This window comes from Acinetobacter sp. YH16040_T, assembly GCF_024605785.1.
Classification (GTDB): Bacteria; Pseudomonadota; Gammaproteobacteria; order Pseudomonadales; family Moraxellaceae; genus Acinetobacter; species Acinetobacter amyesii.
This window is the reverse complement of the sequence record NZ_CP094541.1, coordinates 2204561-2224853: the sequence shown is the minus strand read 5'-3', so window position 1 is coordinate 2224853 and position 20293 is coordinate 2204561. Positions and strand designations below refer to the sequence as shown.

Genomic DNA, 20293 nt, shown 5'->3' with positions numbered 1-20293 from the left:
CATGACAGATGAAGAGTTACAGCAAATTCGAACTAAGCTAGAGACTTCGGTGAATATTTTATTTGAAAAAATTTCAGGATTACTTATTCATGAGATCACGGAATCTTGTGGAAAAAAGAAACTCGATGATCAGATTCAAACTGAAATGTATATTGCTAGAGCCAAAGTCGAAAAACACTTTCACAATAGAAAAATCTCAAAAAAAGATTTAGAAGAATTAAGGGAATTTTGGTCTGAATTATGTGTGAAAAAAAAGCAAGAAATTGAGTCAAAAATTCCGTGGTTAAAGGATCAATATGAAATTAAGCTTATTCAAAGAGCATATTCAGCTCCAAATATTAAAGACATTGAATCAACGCAAATTAAGTTGATTAGAGGGCAAAGGTTACATGAGTTTAAGCTCAAGTTGCATTTCTTTTGGGAAGCTGAATTACCGAAAAGGCTTAAAACTGATGTTTTTAATGCTGATTTTACGGATGCGCAAAAGGAATTACTTTTTCGACAATTTTTAATGGCACTAATTATTGATTGTGGGTGTAGTCATAAAGAAGACTTAATGGCGATTTTAAAATCACTCAGAGCATATTTTTCAAATGATCAGTTAAAATGATGTGTGCTTAAAAAACAGGAGGGTTTAACTTGGTAAACTATACATACTCATTAGGAGTTTACCATGAGCAAGAAACAGAAGACTTACACCGCAGAATTTAAAGCTGAAGCCATAAAAGCCATTGAAGAGAACCAAGGTAATGTATCGGAATCCGCTAGACAACTTGGCATTTCAATGCAAACCCTTTCGAACTGGAATAACAAAGCAAAGGCTGGAACTTTAGCAGGCACAAAACAGTATTCGCCCGATCTAAACGCCTTACTCGAAGAAAATAAGAAGCTTAAACAACAGCTCAAAACAGCTGAAATGGAACGTGAATTTTTAAAAAAGGCAGCAGCGTACTTTGCCAAAGAAAGTCAGTGAGGTACGCCTATATGAAATCGCAAAGCCACTTATTTCCGATTATTTTAATGGCTCGATTACTTCGTGTATCCGTTTCTCGCTTTTATGATTGGCTAAAGCGAGGCATGAGTAAAAGATCAATTCAGCGAAATCAGCAGACAATTTTGGTCAAAATAGCCCATGAAGAAACCAAACAAAGCTATGGCTATGTTCGATTAACCAAGCATTTACAAGCGCAAGGTATCAAAATAAGTACGTATGCTGTGCGCCAAATAAAAAAATCAAATCAGTTGTATTGTAAGCGCCATAAGCGTTTCAAAAGAACCACGAACAGTGATCACAACCGTTCTATTTATGACAATTTACTCAAGCAACAGTTTTCAATGACGAAGCCTAATCTTGCGTGGTCGAGTGACATTACCTACATTTGGACGGCTGAGGGCTGGTTGTACTTGGCAGCTGTCAAAGATCTTTACACGAAACAGGTTGTTGGCTATAGCTTAAATGAGCGCATGACAGCCAAGCTTGTTTGTGATGCATTGAATATGGCTATTCGCAATCAGAAACCTGCTAAAGATCTCATTGTACATTCAGATAGAGGCAGCCAATATTGCAGTAATGAATATCGAAACTTACTTGAGAAATTTGATTTTCAGGGTTCAATGAGCAAAAAAGGCGACTGCTTTGATAATGCACCGATAGAGAGTTTCTGGGGCATACTCAAAAATGAACTAGTCCATCATCGCAACTACAAAACAAGGGAAGAAGCCAAAGCGGATATTACAAAATATATAGAGTTATTTTATAATCAGGGAAGAATTCAAAAAGGCTTGGATTTTAAGACACCAAATCAAATGGCAGAAGACTTTTATCGGTTAGCTGCCTAGAATCTCCCAAGTGAAAGTCTCCTGCTAATTCAGCACACATCAAAACCATCAGAATTGTCGAGTGGACTTGTATCCTTATATTGTCAAGGTTCACCAAAAACGGGTTACTTATATAATTATCCAGTAGAAAATGAGAAATATGCGAATTTAGTATATCTCGATAATCCATTTCAAATTAAACAAATTTATCTCACACCAATCAGCCTATTAATGATGGTGCGACTCGTTAATATTATAGAATCTGAAACTCAGGTTGAAAAACGTCAGAATGAGAAATGGCTCATTCACATTTTGGATGCAATTGATACTCAGAATGAAGATCACTTAGATCAATATATTGATTTGGCTATATTGGATGTTGATCAAAATAGTGTGTTGCGCAATTATTTTTCTAAGGAAAAATATAAGTTATTTGAGCATATCGATTACGTGCAGTATTTTAGTCAAAAGAATACGCTTGACGGTTTTACAACGGCATTATCTACGGGGACGTTAGACAGCGCTGCACTATCATTGTCAACCTTAAAAATGCTTGAGACACTTCATGCATTTAAAGACAAGAAATCTTTAATAAAGAAATCGATTACTTCCGAAAATAAGTTTGATGATCCGACCGATATTTATCGAAAGCCTAAGTCTGAAAATATCCAAAAGTTGAGCACAGGGTATCATTGTGCCGCAGAAATTAAAAAAGGATTGATAGGGCAATTTCAAGGTAGAAAAAAGACCGAGACAATTAAGCAATTGTCAGAAGATATTCAGTCACTTAAAGAAAGTTACAATAATCAGAAGTATGAAATAGCTAAAGATATTGCGCTTGTGAGTGTTCAGATTGCCTTGATGACATGGTATCGGGATTACCTCGTGAGTGGTCAATCTTCAAATGTTTCTAGAGCAAAAGACGGAATTGCACTGAGTTCCTTGGATACCTACAAATCATCATTCGCTGAAGATCTTTTTATGTATGTTGTTACTCATGACCTTGATCTTCTGAAGATGGATGAAGAACAATTTGAGGGAGCATATGAGTATATTTTAAGTGAAAAATTTATTGCTGATAAGCGACGACAACATAAAGCATCTAAAAATAATGTTAGGGAGGTGAAATATAATAGCTATGGTAAAGCTGTAAAAAATTTAAAAAAATTTCATAGCAGTTTAATTCACAATTTTGGTGCTCCTCGAGTAAATTATTTAGACCAGTTAAAATCTGATGATCTTCAGATGTGTAGAGCATCATATATAACTCCAGTGATGTGGGTGCATTTTAATAATTTGATTGATCGCCAAGTTGATTTGAGTAAAGAACAAAAAAGTATATTCAAAATAATTTGTATGCTTGCTTACCGCACAGGTTTAAGGATTGGTGAGATTCTTGGGTTAAGGCTGAGAGATTTGGCTATGACGGATTTGGATGTTAAAACAATTGGCTATGAGCGATATTATTATTTAACAGCAAGCAATCCTCAATTTTTTAAAATCTTCATTCATAATAACTATTATCGTCAGGTTAAAACGGAAAATGCAAAACGAGGAATCCGTCTTGATGAGTTGCTAACTGAACGTGAACTGAATGAATTTATTGGCTTAATCAAAAAGCATCTTAATGTAAAAGTTGATCAAAGAAGGTTGGGGGCAGAAGATTGTTTTATCTTCCAAGATGAATTTGGTCAAATTTTTTCATCTCGTTTTATTGGTGCTAAGACAAAGGAAATTTTTGATACTTTATTCAATAACGAACCACACGATTATTCCTTTCATAGCTTTAGGCATACTGCGACAAACAATTTAGCTTTAATTTTGAAAGGAAGTGAAGCGTTAATCAGAAGTTGGATTGGCTACTCACCTGATCAGATTGCCAAAATTAAAAATTATTTATTGGGTGATACAGACAGTATTGCTGGACGTCAGGATGTTTGGAAGATTTTGGCACATTTTATTGGCCATTCATCTATTGAGATGACAGCCAACTATTACCTGCATTTTGGTTCAATGTTAGTCGGGGATGCATTATGTCCAGATGAAAGTAAAATATCAGCAAATATTGTAAGAGCTTTACTCTCTTGCAGAGTATTCAAGAAACAATTGAATACGTCGCAAATGAAAGAGAAGCTTGAATTAAAAGAAATCTTAGAGAAGATAGCTCCCAATTCAAAGATTATTCAAGACGTAATATTTCCTGATCGGTGGCATACTCAGATATTAAAACGAGAAGATGTAGAGCAAACAGATCATGTAACCGAAAGGCTCAAACTGACATCAGAATTGAATGATATTATAGATGTACTTTCAGGAAAAAATGAAAATCTGAAGTTGAAAGAAATTGGGAGAGACTTGGCCTCAAACCTGTATAAAAATAGACACTCTCAACACAAAAAAGATATTTCTAAAAGTAATCCTTTAGACATGCTGTTAAAGCATATCAATAGAAATAAGTCTGGAAATGTATTTAGCGAAGCTGATTTTAAAATTTTCACAGCTTTACTGGATAGCAACTTTATGTTGGATTATTTTGAGCGCCGTATTCGTCTTATAGATGCTCGTATGGAGGTGTATATCCAAAGCGAAGTAGAGTATCAGGAGTTTGATAAATTTTGTCGTGAGTTAAAATTTATATACAAGCAGTTTAAAGAAAAAATTAAAATATCAAAACTGTCATGGAAGGAAATTAAAGCTGAACTTGAAGCGGCTAAAAGTAAGAAAGGGGTAATCTTAAAAATTAGTAATGACAACTATAAAGATAATACCTGCCAAAAAATCTTTAGTGATTTATTTTTAGCAGTCATCTATCGCCGTTGGAGTTTAGCCCAGATTAATGATTAATTACTGCGTTAAATAATTTAACAGGTTTGGAAATCCCATTACTTAAAAATGGAGGCGAATTCAATGAAGCATACGTATATAGATGTAGATTACTGTATTCAAGAAGCTTTACAAGGAAATATTGTCCACTTAAACGATAATTTATATTTTTTAAGTGCTGAAACAGCCTTACAGCAAGTCCTTTTACCTGAGTATGTTTGCTGTACAGCACCATACTGGATCATTGGATATGAGTTGCCTAAGCCGATTCAAAATAAACAGGAATTAGAGTCATTATTCGCATGGCATAACTTTTTTGTTAAATTTGCTAGCAATGCTGATGAGTTTAAAGATTTTAATTCTAGGGATGAGTAATGAACTTTTATAGTGTGCCATCCGCTATAATTTTTAAATTGATTAGTGTGAGTACACGATAACTTCAGTCTGAACTGGATATAAAAGGATGATTTGTGACTAGGAGTGTAAAGAGGCAACTCAGTTTCTTTTTAATCGTACTTTGCGGATTCATTACATATAATTATATTGCTGCTCGTCAAGTTGAAAATACGGAGTTGAATTCCCGTGTTCAAGAGCGTGAGCGAGCATTTATGCTAAAACGAGCTGAATACATAAAAAATCATGGCGAGACTAGTATTGCCGAGCAAGAGATGACTCAAGAATTAGCATTCAGAAGTGGGCATGCTTTAATGAATAGTTCGTCTTCATATCAGCGTGTTGAAGAGCAAGATCCTGAACAATTTGTAAAGTGAGGTAAATATGATGGTAGATCGGATTGCTTCTAAAGAGAACACAAATATAACCGCTGAGTCCGAAGTAAAAAATCAGCAAGATGTAATAATAAAAGAGAATTATATCAAGTTGATACTAAATGCAACTCATCATCTTCCTATGAAAGTCGTTAGAACTGAACAAGATATGATAGAGTTTTTAGAAGACTGATTTTAAATGCATTGATCAAATTTTATTTGATCGCCGTGATTAAAAAGGGGGATTATCTGATCGCTAGATCATTCCCTCATTTCAATTTATATTGTAATTTGTTGGTCTTATTTAAAATAAAAATCAAGGGGGGTAATTGATGTCGAGAAAAACAATAATGACCACAAATGAAAGACGTCTTCAAGCATTAAATCAAATGCGTGCTAGCTACCGTGGTGTACAGCTTTTAAGGCAAGATAGAACTAGATTTATGCAAGATGAGTCTATTGTTCAATCCAGCTTATCTTCTACAAGCGATAGTAGATATCCTGCATGTGATGAATTATCAATGGAAACGGATGATAGAGATGTGTTGAAAGAAACTGCTGAAGCTATGTACGCATCTACAGGTGATACAATTTGGTTAAGCTTTTAAATATAAAATTCAAGCGCTTTATATCGTTTCAATGAGCAGAGTTCAAAATTGCTTGAGTACGTCATCAATTGATATTTCCTCTTCTACATAGAAAACACCATTTTGGTCTGCTTTCATTTTTTTAATAGTATTACCTTGGATTTTATGGATATCGAGTAGATCTTTAAGTATTTGATCTGCAATTTTATTCTTCCAATCATTTTCAGGATCTAAAGGAATCGACATGAGTTTCTCCTAGTTCGGATGTGGTATAAATTTCATTATCAGTATCACAGAAAATTTGAAATAAATTGATGTAGTGGAAAAAGTGGCCAAATATAGGTATGAACATTTAAACGTGGATAATGAGCTTTATTTATAGGCAAGCTTTTGTAGTTCATCTCTATGTTGATGAATTACACGTTTTAAATGATGTAGTACAATACGTTGTGTTGCTTGACTGTTGTCAAATGCCATAGGTATAACTTCAATAATTGGGCGTGATCTTTGTTCAATATTTTTAAAATCGATCGGTCTTCTCATTTTGCCATAAAACTTTATTGGTGTTATGTAATTTTATACTAATTCTAACTATGAGCTAAAGCTTAAAAGTCCTAACAGCACTATTGAGTACCAAAAAACATGTGACGACACTTATTTTAGGTTTTGATAGGACTAATGCTTCATCATTAATATTGCAGACAATTTTAAAATCGAGTTATCTGATGCTTTAAAAAGGTTTCAGAAAAAATATCTATTTAAACTTCGATGATCAAATTTTCTCTAAACCCATTTTTACCTTGCTCTGGTGGATAACCCAAAGGATTGATCACTAATCTACATCCATCGACTACAGTATCCACTGATGTATGCGTATGTCCTGCAATCCATAACTTAAACCCTTTTACATCTAGATCATTAATAAAATAGGGATTGAGGGCTGATGCAACAGGGTGCGTACCCCAATATGGATCAAGACAAGCTAAATGAGGTGGAAAATGCGTAATAACGATCACATGATCTTGCCCTCTAAACTGCAAAATATTTTGATGATATTTGTTAAATAGTTTTATGTAGTCATCGGCGGTTATAGGTCTATTTTCATTGCTAATCATGATTTGATCAAAATCATAAATCGATTGTTCAGCATCTTTTTGGGACTGTAAAAGCACCTCAGGAGATATAAGTGGAGAATTGGAGCGAAAGTTCGTAAACAGCGTGCCACCTACAAATATTTTATCTTGAATTTTGATATGGTTGTCATCAAGTAGTGCATTTTTTGGGTAGTTTTCTTTCAAGAAATTCACGACTGAACTGTAGTTAGAGCTGTAGTAATCATGATTACCTAAAACAAAGATAAATTTTTTATTCAGAGATTTACATTTTTCGGCAAACTCAATTGCACCACTTAAGCGATTAGAAAAATCGCCAGCGTGAATAATGACATCAGCTTGCTCTGATATTGAATATTTAGAATTGTGAGTATCCGATAAAATTTGCAGTTTCAATCTACTTCCTTTATTAAATCACGCTGCTTAAATATATAGAGTTTCATTGCGATTAGTTTACAGCAACTAAATATTGTAGAAATTATAAGATACTTATCTGTATTCTTAAGCCTCTAAAAATATAGGTAATTATTTTTGAATCAATTGATTAAATATTGATCATAAAATTTGACCAATTGAATTTATGCACATAAGATAAAGATGTTACAGCAAAATCTGTGACCAGGCGTGGAAACCTGTTACTCAACGAACTAAAGAGTCGCTTTTAGTGGCTCTTTTGTGTCTACATGGCGCTTTTATGGTAAGCCAGGTAGGGCAGTCTTTGACTGGCCGTTTCGTTGAGCGGTATTTCCACACCCTATTTGGTTTGCCTCCATCTCGTGGAAAAGATGTTGGCAAACGACAATCTATCAACGAGGTTTAAAATGCATCTTTATATTATTTCTATCTGTTTTTTCTCTAGCAAAAAGATACTTCTGAGTTGATGAGTTTTTAATTCATTTATCACTGATTTTAATTTTAATTACTTCTAATTTCGTAATCTCACGAGATCTAGAGAAGTATTGCCTAGAGAAAATAAAATGGCTCGTACTAAGCTTTTAACCAATATTATTCAAAGAAAAATGATGCTGCTTGACGAAATGTCGCACTCAAATCTGCACCATAACTTTGAAATATCACTTTATGACTTCGCCAACCATGAGATCCTAGAAAAACTATATAAAGCAGACAATCAACGCTCCACAGAGTGTTGGAGCCCTGCCGAAATTCAGGAGTTTATTCTAAACTGTTTGAATGATCGTAATGTCAATTTATGCGTTCGCTATTGGAAAGATGCTGCTGGTAATATTTATATCATCGATGGTGGGCACAGGATTTCAATTATCTATGCTTGGATCAAAAGATACTTTATTGATGAGCAAGTAGCAGGAGCCCCAAAATTCACGGCACCACAAAAACGAGATATTCGTCAGATTCGTAATCGATTAGGTGGATTAGCTGATTTTCAAGAGTTATGTGGCGATTCTGAGTTTCAGCAAAAATTAAAATCAACCAAAATTAATTTTATTGAAGTCATTGGGACACCTGAGGAAGCTCGAAAAGCCTTTTGTTCAATCAATTCGGATACGAAGCGATTAGATCCAGATGAAGAATATCATTTACAAAATAGGGGGAGTGATGCTTTTTATGTGATTTATGCGTGTTGTTATATAAACGATAATAAATCCAACTTGGCTGAACTGAATTACGAGCGGATAAATGAAGTGATCACTTTGGGTGAGCAAATTCATGATCATCTTTTTAAGATAATACTTTTAGAGCCGGATTTAACACACGGTAAAAAAATCGGCTTGGTCAATGAACTCCTGAATATCATGTTTGGTGATACTTGTCAGAATAATGTGAGTATAGACCAAGGTCAGCGTGTAGAAAATTTAATGCTAAAACTTAGAGTTGTGCTGTGTCGTATCGCTACACCAGCAATTAGTATTCGGATTCCAAGTCTGGGCTTACACCCAAAACTATATTTTTATAAAGATAATCGTTTTCAAGTGACATCCTTTTTGGCCTGGTTCTCTATCGTCTGTGAAATTGAAGAAGACTGTTTTGAAATACAGAATAAAAAGATAGATTTTATTGGATTTACTCGAGCACGCCGTGGTGTTGAAAGTTTAATTGAAAAAATTCCTGTGGCCATCAAAGAAACTGTCGGTAAGTTTGGTAGCGGGATCAGATCACATGAGCGATTGAAGAACGTGTATCAAGCCTTTATCTGTATTGGACTCAATATGGAATTAGATTTTGAAGATGAAGTTTGTTTGAACACCGTCATTCTTTCGATGAGTCAATCATTTGATTATATTAATTTTAATGATTTTTACCTTGACCGTTTTGGTGGTGATTATGATGAGAGCATTGTGGATGATGTTGTTAGCTTTGTGAAATCAGTAAGACTAACAAAGAAGAAAAAACCTCTAAATTTTTCACTCGCGACCAAAAGAAATCTTTATCAACGTGAGGAAAGGAAAACATGGAGCTATTGTGAAGTATGTGATAGCGCTTTATACCTTGAATCGACTGAAGTAGATCATCGAGAATCGAAAGCAGAAGGTGGTTACGGTGTTTTAGAAAATGGAGCAATTATTCATCCCATATGTAATCGTTTTAAGTCAGATCGTGCTTTGGAAGAAGTAAGAGCAGATTTATTTGACTAAAAAGATAAGGGAGCAAATGCTCCCTTATTTTTTTGTTTTTTAGTAGACTGGGGTCAGTGTTTAGCCTAAGCAATCAATATGAAAACAATAGACTATTACAACCAATACGCAGATCAATTTTTACAAGCCACGTTGTATGTGGATATGGAAAGTCTATACCAACCATTTTTAGCTGAGTTGCCAGATTCTGCACGGATCCTGGATTTAGGCTGTGGCTCAGGGCGTGACACTTTGGCTTTTAAAAATAAAGGCTATCAAGTTGATGCTATCGACTATTCTGAAGTATTGGTCGAACGAGCGAGCCAACTGACTGGTATCGCTGTTCAGCAGCAAAGTTTTTATGAGCTTGATATACACGATGTTTATGATGGGGTATGGGCATGTGCCTCTTTACTACATTGTGCTCGTAATAGACTCCCTGATGTTTTAAAACGTATTCATGCTGCATTACGCCGTGGCGGTGTGTGCTATATGTCTTTTAAATATGGAACAGCAGATAGAGTAAAAGGCGGTAGGGCGTTTACTGACTTAAATGAAGAGCAGGCTCAGGAATTGTTAGAACAGTTGAATGGGGTTAGGGTACTAAAACAGTGGATTACAGTAGATCAGCGACATGATCGTGATGAACAGTGGCTGAATATACTTTGGGAAAAACATGCCTGATTTTATTCTTACAGCTCAAAAAAATTGAAATTCTTAAAAAATATCCAACTGGTTCTATAGTCGGAGAGTTTTAGTAGTCATTATAAATTTGCACTATTGATTATTCTCAAACGATTAGCTATTGAAAAATGGCAGGACACAAGGACTACATAACTGATTGGGTGTGGCATTCGAATCATGAAAGACCACAACAAGCTAACAAAGGAAGATCACCTTTAATGGCTGCTTAACCTCTACTTATAACTTCGGTTATTTATAGGCTACCGAGGATTCCATGGTTTTTAATCCGCGTCTGTTTATGAAGTTATTTTACTGTACAAGTTTCCAAGTTATATAGAAAATTATGGTTATCAATATGATTTAATTACCCCCATAATATCAAGATATGTGTGGCGATTTAAGAAATCTCTAAATAACTTATATTTACATTCTTAATTAAAAAAAATATGATCAAAGTTCAGACAGAGGATTTTGATATTTAATAAATATAAAAAGACCTCTTAGTGCCAACTTTATCATGGAAAAACTTAATGCAATTAAATAACAATGGTTCTAGTACAGAACTAAGTACACTCGCACCTAAAATAATTCTTTCCCCTTTATTAAAAGCCATGGTGGGGACTCTTAAAAACCATCAACCAGCTCATTTCTTTAATTATTATGGGCCTTCTCATAATCTGCATTTTGATGCGACCGCTTTTGTGTCTGCAGTATTTAAGCAAATCGGGACTAAAAACGACTCAAAGCCAATCTATAACATCATCAAAGATATTCAATTATTACCTGAAGATTCAAAACTTCGAATTAGTACCTTATTTGATAAGGAATCTGAAGCTAAAACTGCCCAGACCTATCGTGATTTAGACCAAGTGATGTCTGAAATTGTTCGGCAAGTACTTCAAAATGCTCCGACAGGTATGGCACTGAATTCTCTCAACCAATTCTTAGGCGATCTCAAATATTCTGATCCAGTGATTGCCAAAAATTCTCAGTATCCTATGCAAGTCAAAGGACAATCTAAAGTAGCTTCTTTGCAATATACAAACGACTTAAAAGCAAAAGATGGCGAATTACGACTTTTCACTGTTACTGAAGAAATCAGCAAACCTCAATGGGTGAAAGAGGTTTGCGAGGCAATCAAAGCCATTGTGAAGCAGTCCTACTCAGCTGGTGAAAAGATGCCATTAGAGGTTGCTGAACGTATGCAGGAAATTCTTGATGATGAATGTTCTGCTGAAAATAATGATATCCAAAATCTACTTCATTTCGTAGAAATCAAAGCACTATCACGAGCTCGTATCCGAAATTGCTTCAAAATAATGGAGATCATTGCTGATCACATTGAGAAGACTGAGCGTAACGATTTCAAGCGTGAGTCCGCTGTTTCCTATATCCGTAAAGCAATTGCTTTCTTTGAGATTTTTGGTAATCGAATTGCTCCATGGAATGAGGAAACAACGGAAACCATTAAGGACTATGGTATTGACTTTAGTGCTATCTATGGCGCTGTAGGTAAAGTAGATTTTAATGGTTTGCTGGCCTATGTTGGAGCAACAGATGCTTTGCCAATCTGGGTAAAACCAAAAATTGAAATGAATGATATTCGTCATGAGGATAAGGAAGGGCTATCTCTAAAACGTGAAGTCACTTATGCCTTTCGGGTGAATGGGGAGTTTGTTAAAGAGGAAAAAGTAAGTTCATTTAATTCTAAGTTGCAGATCAATTATAAGACAAGCAAAGGCAACCGTTCGGGTACAGATACCATGCTGACTGCTTATGAAGCTCGTCTGCATACTATCAATAAAGCATTGCTGCTGAAGGATATTGTGGATGATAAAGGTCAGCCGATTTCTGAAGAGCGATTAAGCAAAGAGTGCTCAGATCGCGTTGCTCAAGTAGAGATGTTCCAGCTCATTATGATGTACTTCGTCCTATCTGGGGCAGACATGAAGATTTCAGATTTTGAAGGGGCATTCAATAAACTGGTTGATGCATTCAAGAATCCTCAAAAAATCCGACTTAACCTTACTCGTATCTTAGACGAAAAGCTCAATACCGAAAAAATGCATGAGCGAATGGAGGTGATCACGTCTACGATCACTACAGCGCTAAAAGCGAATCTGGATTCCATCATTAGTGAGATGGAAAAGGATAGTAGTCTTAAAACTGTACTCTACATCCTTCCAAGTATTGTGAATCTAGATGTATTCAAGAGTTCAATTGGTGAAGATGCTGAACAGTTCTTTAGTATATTTAAGGGTAAAGAATCGAACTTTTACAGCTATATCTCGATGGTGGATGCTAGCCGTAAAAAGTTGGCGAAAATGTGCCAAGACGAAATCATTCGAAAGAATGATTATGCTCGTAAAGCCCTAAGCGAGATTGAGTTTAATTCCACACTGAAAATTCGCACGTTGGTACCGATTGAGAATCCTAATACCGACCTAGATCAATTTGATGTCGCTCGTAATCTGAATATTCCTTGTTTACCAGTATTGATGGTGCCGACCAACAAGAAGGTCAGCGACAATGGGCTGCCACATTTTTATCATCCTGAGAGCTTAAGTTATGACAACTTGTTATCTAAATACAAGGTCATGATTCATTATTCATCTAAGCTATTTCGATTGAGTGACTTAAAAGGCGGCCATGCTCAATTATGTTTGGATGAAAAAGAAAATGCTTTGATCATCAGTACGTCATGTTTTTCGATTGCGATTCATCTATTCCTTAAACATCTGATTAAAGAAGTAAAAAATCAACTGGGTATTGAAGAGCGCTTATATGTACCTGTAATGCGAATTGACTCAGTTGATGAACATGAGAATGAAGAAAAAGCCCAATTTCAAAGGAAATCAAAAAAGATCCAAAAAGGTGGGTTTAATCCTGAGTGTAAACGAGCGTATGCCACCGCTTATACCCTTGAGAAGTTGCTGAACAATGATGATGCTATTGTGAAGGTACAGGGCCTTAAGTATCAACCAGATCCTATGCCTTATGGTAATCAAAATGGTGAGCGAGTTTGTGCCCCGGTGAATCTCGCTATGGATAAAACAGTGACTTACCGTATTCAGGCTGCAATTGAAGCACTGTCAGGATATTCAGAAATCATCATCCCATTTGAGGGCACTAAGGACAAAATTGCCTGTATTAGTTATAACTCTCGACCTGAGAATGATGTGGAATTTAAGTATCAGCATCAGAAGGATTTGCTACTTCTTAAACCAGATTATGGCTACATCTGCTACGTCTATACACTTGAGCGTATCAACGATAAACAGGGTCGCTTATCACTACAGAAGGTCAGTCATGCCCCAGTTGCTGAAGACAATCTGAGAACAAGTAAGGCGATGCACCGTATCATCGAAAAACTGCAGTCAGATGGTTTTGAAGATGTTGTATTGCTTTCACACCATTTTGCACAGCGTAAGATCGGTAAGACTGAAACCAGCAACTTGATTCATGAAAGTGAAAGTGCTTTGGATCAACTTGATCAGTTGTTCCCGAATATGAATTTCTATCCATTCCAGTCTGATACGATCCCAGCACTGAGCTTAAAAACCAGTGATAACAGTCGTGTCTATGAGGTACCGCACCATCAGTACCATACTGCGATCATCAATCAAAAAGAATATAAACAATCCTTGTCCGTATATAGCTTTGCGACTAAACGTACTGTGGGTGTTCGTACTCAGAATGGTATTTGCTCGTATTTCTATATGCTAACCAGTCAGGAGCATTCGATTCATAACGATAAGCGAATCAGATTGCACAGTAAAATTATTGATGTGAATGATTCCAATGAAATGAAATCAATTCGCTCTGTATTGCGTGGTCTGCATTACTTTGAGTCTGAACGTCCTACAGCTGGCAAAAACTTCACTCCGGTACTTGAGCCTTCCCATATTCGTGGCACTACTGGCATTCAAGAGCTTGGTGAAGTCATAGTGTCGAGTCGTCTAAACAAAGGCGAAGTCGTCATGAGTCTGCCAGCCTTAATCGGCAAGCTCGAAGAATACGTTATTCTGATGAATGAAGACTTGATTGAGCCAATCGAGCCGTCTCCAGAGGGAGCTGAAGAAATTTTAGCGACTGATGTGGAGTAAGCGCCGTGGTGAACAATGAAGCCAAAGTTTGGGGCGAGGTTTATGAGATCGCTGTTAAACGTGGTTCGATTATGGCTTTGCTTGATGCAAAGCTATTATCAGCCAGCCATCCTGTAGTAGCAGAATGGAATAGTAAACAGATTGCTGATGTCTTTCAGGAAATGAAGGAAGCGCTATATAGCGATGTCATTAATGCCGCTATCCATGAAAATATCGAAAGCTATTTTCAGCAATTGATAAAAACTGGATTCGGGCATGGTTATACCAATACTCGTGAGTTTCTAAGAAAGATCAAGCCAAAAGGTATTGCAAGGGCTAAAACGGCGAATGCAAGACCAAATTGGAGCTTATCTGGCATCTGGTGTCCACTGACGATGCCAAATGATATAACCCAGACTTGGATTGATGACTATACGACTGAAGCAGAAATAGAAGCGATTGCGACCTTTAAAGAGAAAGCAGTTGAATCATGGAATCAGCAATTTGGAGTTTCTAATGCCAAATTGTTTGGTAAGGGCATGTTTGGCCGTGCTGATTTCTTGGCGGTAATCAAAGTCAAATCCAACTATCATGTGCTGGTTCAGGAATATTCATTATTTTACGTTTTAGGTGAACCAGAACAATTCAACGCCAAGGATTCTTGTACCTATTTGCAAGAGTACAAGCGTTACATCAAACATTCTGAATCCCAAAGTGTTTTCTCATACGTGAATGCAGAAGCTCAAGAGATCCCATTTAAGTTCTCAAAAAAACTACGTGAATACTTGAGAGCCTATGTCCGTAAGGAAAAAGTCCTATTTAAGATGGCGCAAGGCTGTTCGTATGCAACCACTTTTGTTGATTCTTTTAAATGGAAGTTTGAACAAGATGACATGCCAAATATTCGTCTGAGTGTGATGGCGATCACCAGCCGGGGAAGTGAGTACATCTCTGCTGAATTTGCGGATAAAGATAAATCACCAGAGCTGGAAATTATGTATCAGCTGGGCAAGGAGTATCAGGATAACGTTCTGAGTCTGGACGATATGGATGAACGCACGAAACTGCAAGTTGAGATTCTGAATTATCTGGTGAATGAACCTGTCAAAAACATCTCGGAAATCGTGTCCAAAAATATTAGCGATATTTCCTACGGTCAGGATCTTACTTTCACTATTACTGAAAGGCTTAAGGATTTTGTGAATCCTAACCAGCCACTGGCTTTAGAGTGGGTTTTTGACTTGATAGATCGGCAAGTCGATGACGAAGACCATAACCAAAAACTTAAAGATATGGTGCGGGCTGAGTTTAAAACAATTCGTAAGGGAAAAATTGAGAATAAAACTTCATTCACCTTACGTGATTTGCATAAATGCGCCGTAGTACTGGCACTGAAGGAAAGTAAACAAGGTCGGGTGAATTTCATCTGTTTGACTGGTACGCCGGGGATTGGGAAAACATCGAGCGTTAAGACCTTGTTGGTAGATTTGGAAGGGTTTTTCTTCTTCTACGCCAGTCCACGAGTGTTGATTAACGATGATGTGGTCAGTGATTTATCTAAAATATCAGCTACGATTACCAGTAACAGTGATGTGGTGACACAGGCACAGCAAATCTATTCGAAGATTCACAATACGGATTGTAAGGTGAATGCTCGTGGTGCCGCTATTGTGGGTGGTGTTGAAGATATGAAGATAGATCATGGCTCAAGTGTTCTATTGTTCAAACAAGATGAATACCGGAAGCTCAAAGACCTGGAACAGAGTGCAAATGCCAATAGACGCTATGCCAATACCTCAGAATCTAAAATTACGGCAACCAATAAGAAGTTTGCCAGAGTGTTTGATTCATTAGGGGAAGCGACCCAGCAATTACTTGTATTCCATCCAGAGCTCAATAAACTGACGATGACTGTAGCAAGTCAGGCATTCATGCCATATAACACCACACCAGCTGGGCCACGAAACCCAAGGGAAAACCAAAATAAAACTGTGGCAGCTTCCAGTTTGGATGGGCTGGAAAAAATGTTCCAATACAAAATCGATAAGAAGCCGACAGAGGCCAAAATCGAACGGAGAGAGTTTGCCAAAAAGTTCCCTAACATTGTGGTGATGTTTGATGAAATTACAGGGGATTCAGGCACTCGTACTTTTATCAATGAGATGTTGAAATTCCTTTCCAAAAACTTCATTGAACCGTTTCAAGGTAATTCACCATTTACGGTGACTGTGATTCTTGCTGATGCATCCCTCAGTAATGTGAATGCAATCCAGAATTACATGAAGAAACAGGATCAGTTACCAGCAAAAATGTTCATCTCTCCATCTTTGGGTAATTTCCCATTCAAGATGCAGACTGCAGATCTGGATGATGGTAACTGTGTTCGTTCTAGTATCCATATCATGGCGAACTGTTACCCGGCAAGTGATCTTAAAATCCAATATATGCTCAAGCAATACGCCGTAGTCCCTGAAACAGATGATTTTGGATTGGATAAGAACCTGACTCATCTATTTCGCCAGAAAGCTGGGGAAAGGACTCAACAGACTGCTATCGAGCTTATTCAAAAGAATCTTGAAGATGGTAAAAAGCAAGTTATCTACTTTGCTCAGGATAAAAATGCATTGGCTGCACTCAGAGATGCATTAGTCGATGAAGGAGTGGTTGAACGCTCTAAGATTGGCATTTTTGATAGCCAATTAATAGGATACCATCGTTCAGAGTTGCTGGATCGCAAAGAGACATTGCAAGTCGTACTGATTACTTCGACTGCAGCTAGGGGTATTTCGTTCCCGAACTGTGATTCAATCATTGCTGCCATGCCTCGTTTCGCAATTGAAGCCTCTTTAATGGAAATCGCCCAGCTTGTTTACCGGGGACGTGGTGGATATTTGGATAAAGAGAAAAATGAGTGGGTCAACGGCGATGAACGTGATCGTCTGCTGACGATTCTGGTAGAAGATTTCTACTTGGTATCTAATGATGAAACTCAGACAGAGCTTGAATATAAAGTTAAGAGCTCATTGGATATGCTCTCAATTTTTATGCTTATTCGTGGAACTTTATATACTCGTATTACTGGGGATGCTGGCTTCAAAAAAACTCAGATTGCCATGATCCCAATTGGTGAGGTGAAAGATAAAGCCAGTGATAAACCGGGTTTAGCTTCTTTGATTAGGGATTTTATGAAGGACGTGAATAGTGTTCTTTATAAAATTGTTGCAACTGAAGGTGAGTTGGTAGGTAGGCTTAAGGCTGTGGTAGAGAAGGCCCAAACGGTTTATTCAGCAAATAAGCTCAGTTCCACCTATAGCACTAAGACCAACAAATACCGAAGTTTTTACACACCTACATTAACGCCTGAGTTAAAAGAACTTCAGTTCTACGAGAAATGGTGCCGGGACAATCATTCGCTTAAGTCCAGATTACTCACTATTAGCGATCAAGAAGATGCTTTGACCATTCCTGAAAATATCTATATCTGTGGGCCTATGATCATGGAAGATCGCTCGAACTTTGGTAATAAGGAGTCTTTCGATATTGCCAATGATAATCTCTCACAAGATTCTTTAAGGAAATTCCGAAATGAGTTAATCGCCCTGCAGAGAGGATTCCCACAGTTGAATGTTTACAAGAACATTCAAAAGCACATTCGGGAAATTACGAATATGATTTCTTCTGTTCTTGAGTCAGAAACGGATAGCTATACAAAGGAAGTTGAGCAACAGGGAATGATGCGTAAGCTCTGGGTGACGTACCCGGTAGCGGCAAACGAGCTGGTTAAACTTAAAGATAAGAGCTTTGATAAAGACTGGTTTGATGCATTGAGCTTTGAGCTGAGAGTGAAGAATGCAGAGTTTCCGGTAATGGCAGAATATCGGGATCATCCATTTCGTGGTACTCAGCAATTATCAGGGCATCCAGTGTTTGAAAGGTTGTTCGAGCAGACAAATTTCATGCTTTGTCGTGAATTAAACTTGGTGAATACTTTGACTATGTTTAATGAATGATCCAAATTATATTATCTATTTAGTAGAGGATTAATGTGCATATACCTACTGCACAAGAACAACTTAAATTTCTAAAAAATATTCAGCTGATTTTACAGTCGGGTAGTTTTAGTAGCACCTATAAATTTGCATTGCTGATTAGCCTAAGCCGATTAGCTATTGAAAAAGGTGAAGATTCAGGTGAGAGTCTATCACTCGAATATACGGATATCGCTGAGAAGTTTATCGAGCTGTATTGGAAGCAAGCAGTACCCTATACCTTTAATGATGAAGGGCAGCTGATTTTAAATCAGAACAATGGAAAACAAGCTGCCATTGTGAATCGCATTATACAGCTTCGGCAAAGCTACTCTTCTTTGGGGTTATTAAGACGAGATTCATTGGTGTGGTTGAAGCTCGTTAAAGATGTCGCTCGCACTGTAAAAGACATGCCAGTCCGCTACTTGCAAAACATCAATGGTCAAAATTTTGAGTTTTTATATCAGCTTGATCGGTGTGGAAAGCAGCTCATCCTTTTGCCTCAAGTCATGTTTTGCTTACGACAGTTCAGTGAAATCATCGAAGAGCTTTGCCAGAAACGTTGGATTGACTATATCCGTAAGAACAGCAGCAATGCACCTATTTTGAATCAGTTGCCGAATCTTGAACAATTCATGTTTGAGCCAAGTCGAAATCAGTTAAATGCTGTAGCAAATATTTTGGTTGAGCTACAAGACTGTAAATGTTTCTACTGTAATAAGCCGATGCGCAATGGCAATTACGCCGTTGATCATTTCATTCCATGGTCTATGTATCCATCTGACACAGGACACAACTTTGTACTTGCTGATTCAAGTTGTAATTCTAAGAAAAGTAATTTACTGGCATCAGATGAGTTTTTGCATAAGTGGCAAGAGCGTAATGAAGAACAGGATTTGATTATTGTGGATCGAATTTCTGTGTTGGGATTTCTGACCGATAAAGAACGCTCACATAAGGTGGCTGAGTGGGCGTACGTTCAAGCAAAAAATAATGGATATATTTACTTCAGCTCATAATTGAAGTTGTTAAGTTAGGATTACTGCTTACTCGACATTTCAATATTTAAGCTATCGATTAAGAAGTTTTTTTGCTTTAATTAGAAAAGTTTTAATAGAACTATTTACAAAGTAGTTTGCGAGAGCTACTATTTGCTTCAGGAAATTTAAAAATAGTTTTTTTAAAACTATATTTGGAGTAGTTATGAAACTAAATGAAATATGTTCAAGTATTACAGTTGGAATCAATAAATTCAATGATACTCATGAGGAGAATTTAATCCAAGTCAGTTTATTGACAGGTCAAAGCCTAAACGATAGAGGTTTTCTGGATGTAAATACTCGTACAACGAAAACAGTATTTGTCGATGAGGAGCTTATTGAAAAAAAGAAATTAAAAGAAGGTGACATTGTTTTTTTATCAAAGGGCACAAATCTACGAGCTTCAATTGTGACTGCGGAACAGGAAAAATTAAATTTATTTGCTCCTGCAACATGTCTAGTCATCAAGGTAGATTCGGAAGTTGCTTTACCAGAATTTTTAACTGTTTTCTTAAACAGTGAATATGGTCAAGCAGTGATCACCATTCTGAATAAGGGTACTACGATTATGAATATCCCTGTGAGCAGTCTAAAGGATATTGAAATTTCAGTACCAGACTTAGGCATACAGCATAAATTGGCAGAAGTATTTCACAAAAATAATCAAGTCTTGCATGCAATAGAGCAACTGAAAGTTCAACAAATTAAAGCAACCAATGCCGCTTTTCAAAAGTTGATGGCCTAAATAGGAAATTAAA

General features: G+C 36.8%; 15 protein-coding genes and 1 pseudogene. 14 read left to right on the top strand and 2 right to left on the bottom strand.

What is annotated here, in order from left to right:
* Position 1: 1 nt before the first annotated feature.
* The 7 genes from MST16_RS10945 to MST16_RS10915 all read left to right on the top strand — a co-directional run bounded on the left by MST16_RS10945 (position 2) and on the right by MST16_RS10915 (position 6016).
* Positions 2-610 carry a hypothetical protein gene (locus MST16_RS10945; RefSeq protein ID WP_180092611.1) on the top strand — a complete coding sequence of 203 codons (609 nt, stop codon included), beginning with the start codon at positions 2-4 and terminating at the stop codon, positions 608-610.
* A gap of 63 nt (positions 611-673) precedes the next feature.
* A protein-coding gene (locus tag MST16_RS10940; RefSeq protein WP_180006168.1) for an IS3 family transposase occupies positions 674-1839 on the top strand; the annotation gives its coding sequence in 2 pieces (ribosomal slippage) (positions 674-932 and positions 932-1839; 1167 coding nt in all).
* Positions 1840-1893: 54 nt separating this feature from the next.
* Positions 1894-4662, top strand: a complete 2769-nt coding sequence (locus tag MST16_RS10935; RefSeq protein ID WP_257245634.1) for an integrase — start codon at positions 1894-1896, stop codon at positions 4660-4662.
* A gap of 63 nt (positions 4663-4725) precedes the next feature.
* Entirely contained in the window at positions 4726-5016 is a 291-nt protein-coding gene (locus tag MST16_RS10930; RefSeq protein WP_180092322.1) for a hypothetical protein, read from the top strand.
* 95 nt (positions 5017-5111) lie between these two features.
* Positions 5112-5411, top strand: a complete 300-nt coding sequence (locus MST16_RS10925; protein WP_180092325.1) for a hypothetical protein — start codon at positions 5112-5114, stop codon at positions 5409-5411.
* 7 nt (positions 5412-5418) lie between these two features.
* Positions 5419-5601 carry a hypothetical protein gene (locus MST16_RS10920; RefSeq protein ID WP_180092328.1) on the top strand — a complete coding sequence of 61 codons (183 nt, stop codon included), beginning with the start codon at positions 5419-5421 and terminating at the stop codon, positions 5599-5601.
* Between the two features lie 139 nt (positions 5602-5740).
* Positions 5741-6016: a hypothetical protein gene (locus MST16_RS10915; RefSeq protein WP_180005639.1), complete on the top strand. Its 276-nt coding sequence runs from the start codon at positions 5741-5743 to the stop codon at positions 6014-6016.
* Between the two features lie 42 nt (positions 6017-6058).
* Here the strand turns inward: MST16_RS10915 and MST16_RS10910 are convergent, their stop codons facing one another.
* Together MST16_RS10910 and MST16_RS10905 are read right to left on the bottom strand one after the other, a co-directional pair.
* Positions 6059-6241 (bottom strand): hypothetical protein, encoded by a 183-nt coding sequence (locus MST16_RS10910; RefSeq protein ID WP_180035932.1) that lies wholly within the window; start codon positions 6239-6241, stop codon positions 6059-6061.
* 512 nt (positions 6242-6753) lie between these two features.
* The gene (locus MST16_RS10905; RefSeq protein WP_180035931.1) at positions 6754-7503 is read right to left on the bottom strand and encodes a metallophosphoesterase; all 750 of its coding nucleotides are present in this window, start codon (positions 7501-7503) and stop codon (positions 6754-6756) included.
* 581 nt (positions 7504-8084) lie between these two features.
* Between MST16_RS10905 and MST16_RS10900 the strand changes: the two genes are divergently transcribed.
* The 7 genes and pseudogenes from MST16_RS10900 to MST16_RS10875 all read left to right on the top strand — a co-directional run bounded on the left by MST16_RS10900 (position 8085) and on the right by MST16_RS10875 (position 20280).
* On the top strand, positions 8085-9719 hold the full coding sequence (locus MST16_RS10900) for an HNH endonuclease (protein WP_180009560.1): 1635 nt from the start codon (positions 8085-8087) through the stop codon (positions 9717-9719).
* 78 nt (positions 9720-9797) lie between these two features.
* Positions 9798-10382 (top strand): class I SAM-dependent methyltransferase, encoded by a 585-nt coding sequence (locus MST16_RS10895; protein ID WP_180009559.1) that lies wholly within the window; start codon positions 9798-9800, stop codon positions 10380-10382.
* Positions 10375-10523 (top strand): annotated as a pseudogene (locus tag MST16_RS17475) (HNH endonuclease); the annotation flags it as partial. The gene MST16_RS10895 and the pseudogene MST16_RS17475, both read left to right, overlap by 8 nt.
* Before the next feature lie 389 nt (positions 10524-10912).
* A complete protein-coding gene (locus MST16_RS10890) occupies positions 10913-14488 on the top strand; it encodes a hypothetical protein (protein ID WP_180092331.1) in 3576 nt (1191 codons plus the stop codon).
* Between the two features lie 5 nt (positions 14489-14493).
* Positions 14494-18477 carry a hypothetical protein gene (locus tag MST16_RS10885; RefSeq protein ID WP_180092334.1) on the top strand — a complete coding sequence of 1328 codons (3984 nt, stop codon included), beginning with the start codon at positions 14494-14496 and terminating at the stop codon, positions 18475-18477.
* Between the two features lie 35 nt (positions 18478-18512).
* Positions 18513-19514: an HNH endonuclease domain-containing protein gene (locus MST16_RS10880; RefSeq protein WP_373683900.1), complete on the top strand. Its 1002-nt coding sequence runs from the start codon at positions 18513-18515 to the stop codon at positions 19512-19514.
* Between the two features lie 184 nt (positions 19515-19698).
* On the top strand, positions 19699-20280 hold the full coding sequence (locus MST16_RS10875; RefSeq protein ID WP_180092337.1) for a restriction endonuclease subunit S: 582 nt from the start codon (positions 19699-19701) through the stop codon (positions 20278-20280).
* Positions 20281-20293: the final 13 nt, after the last annotated feature.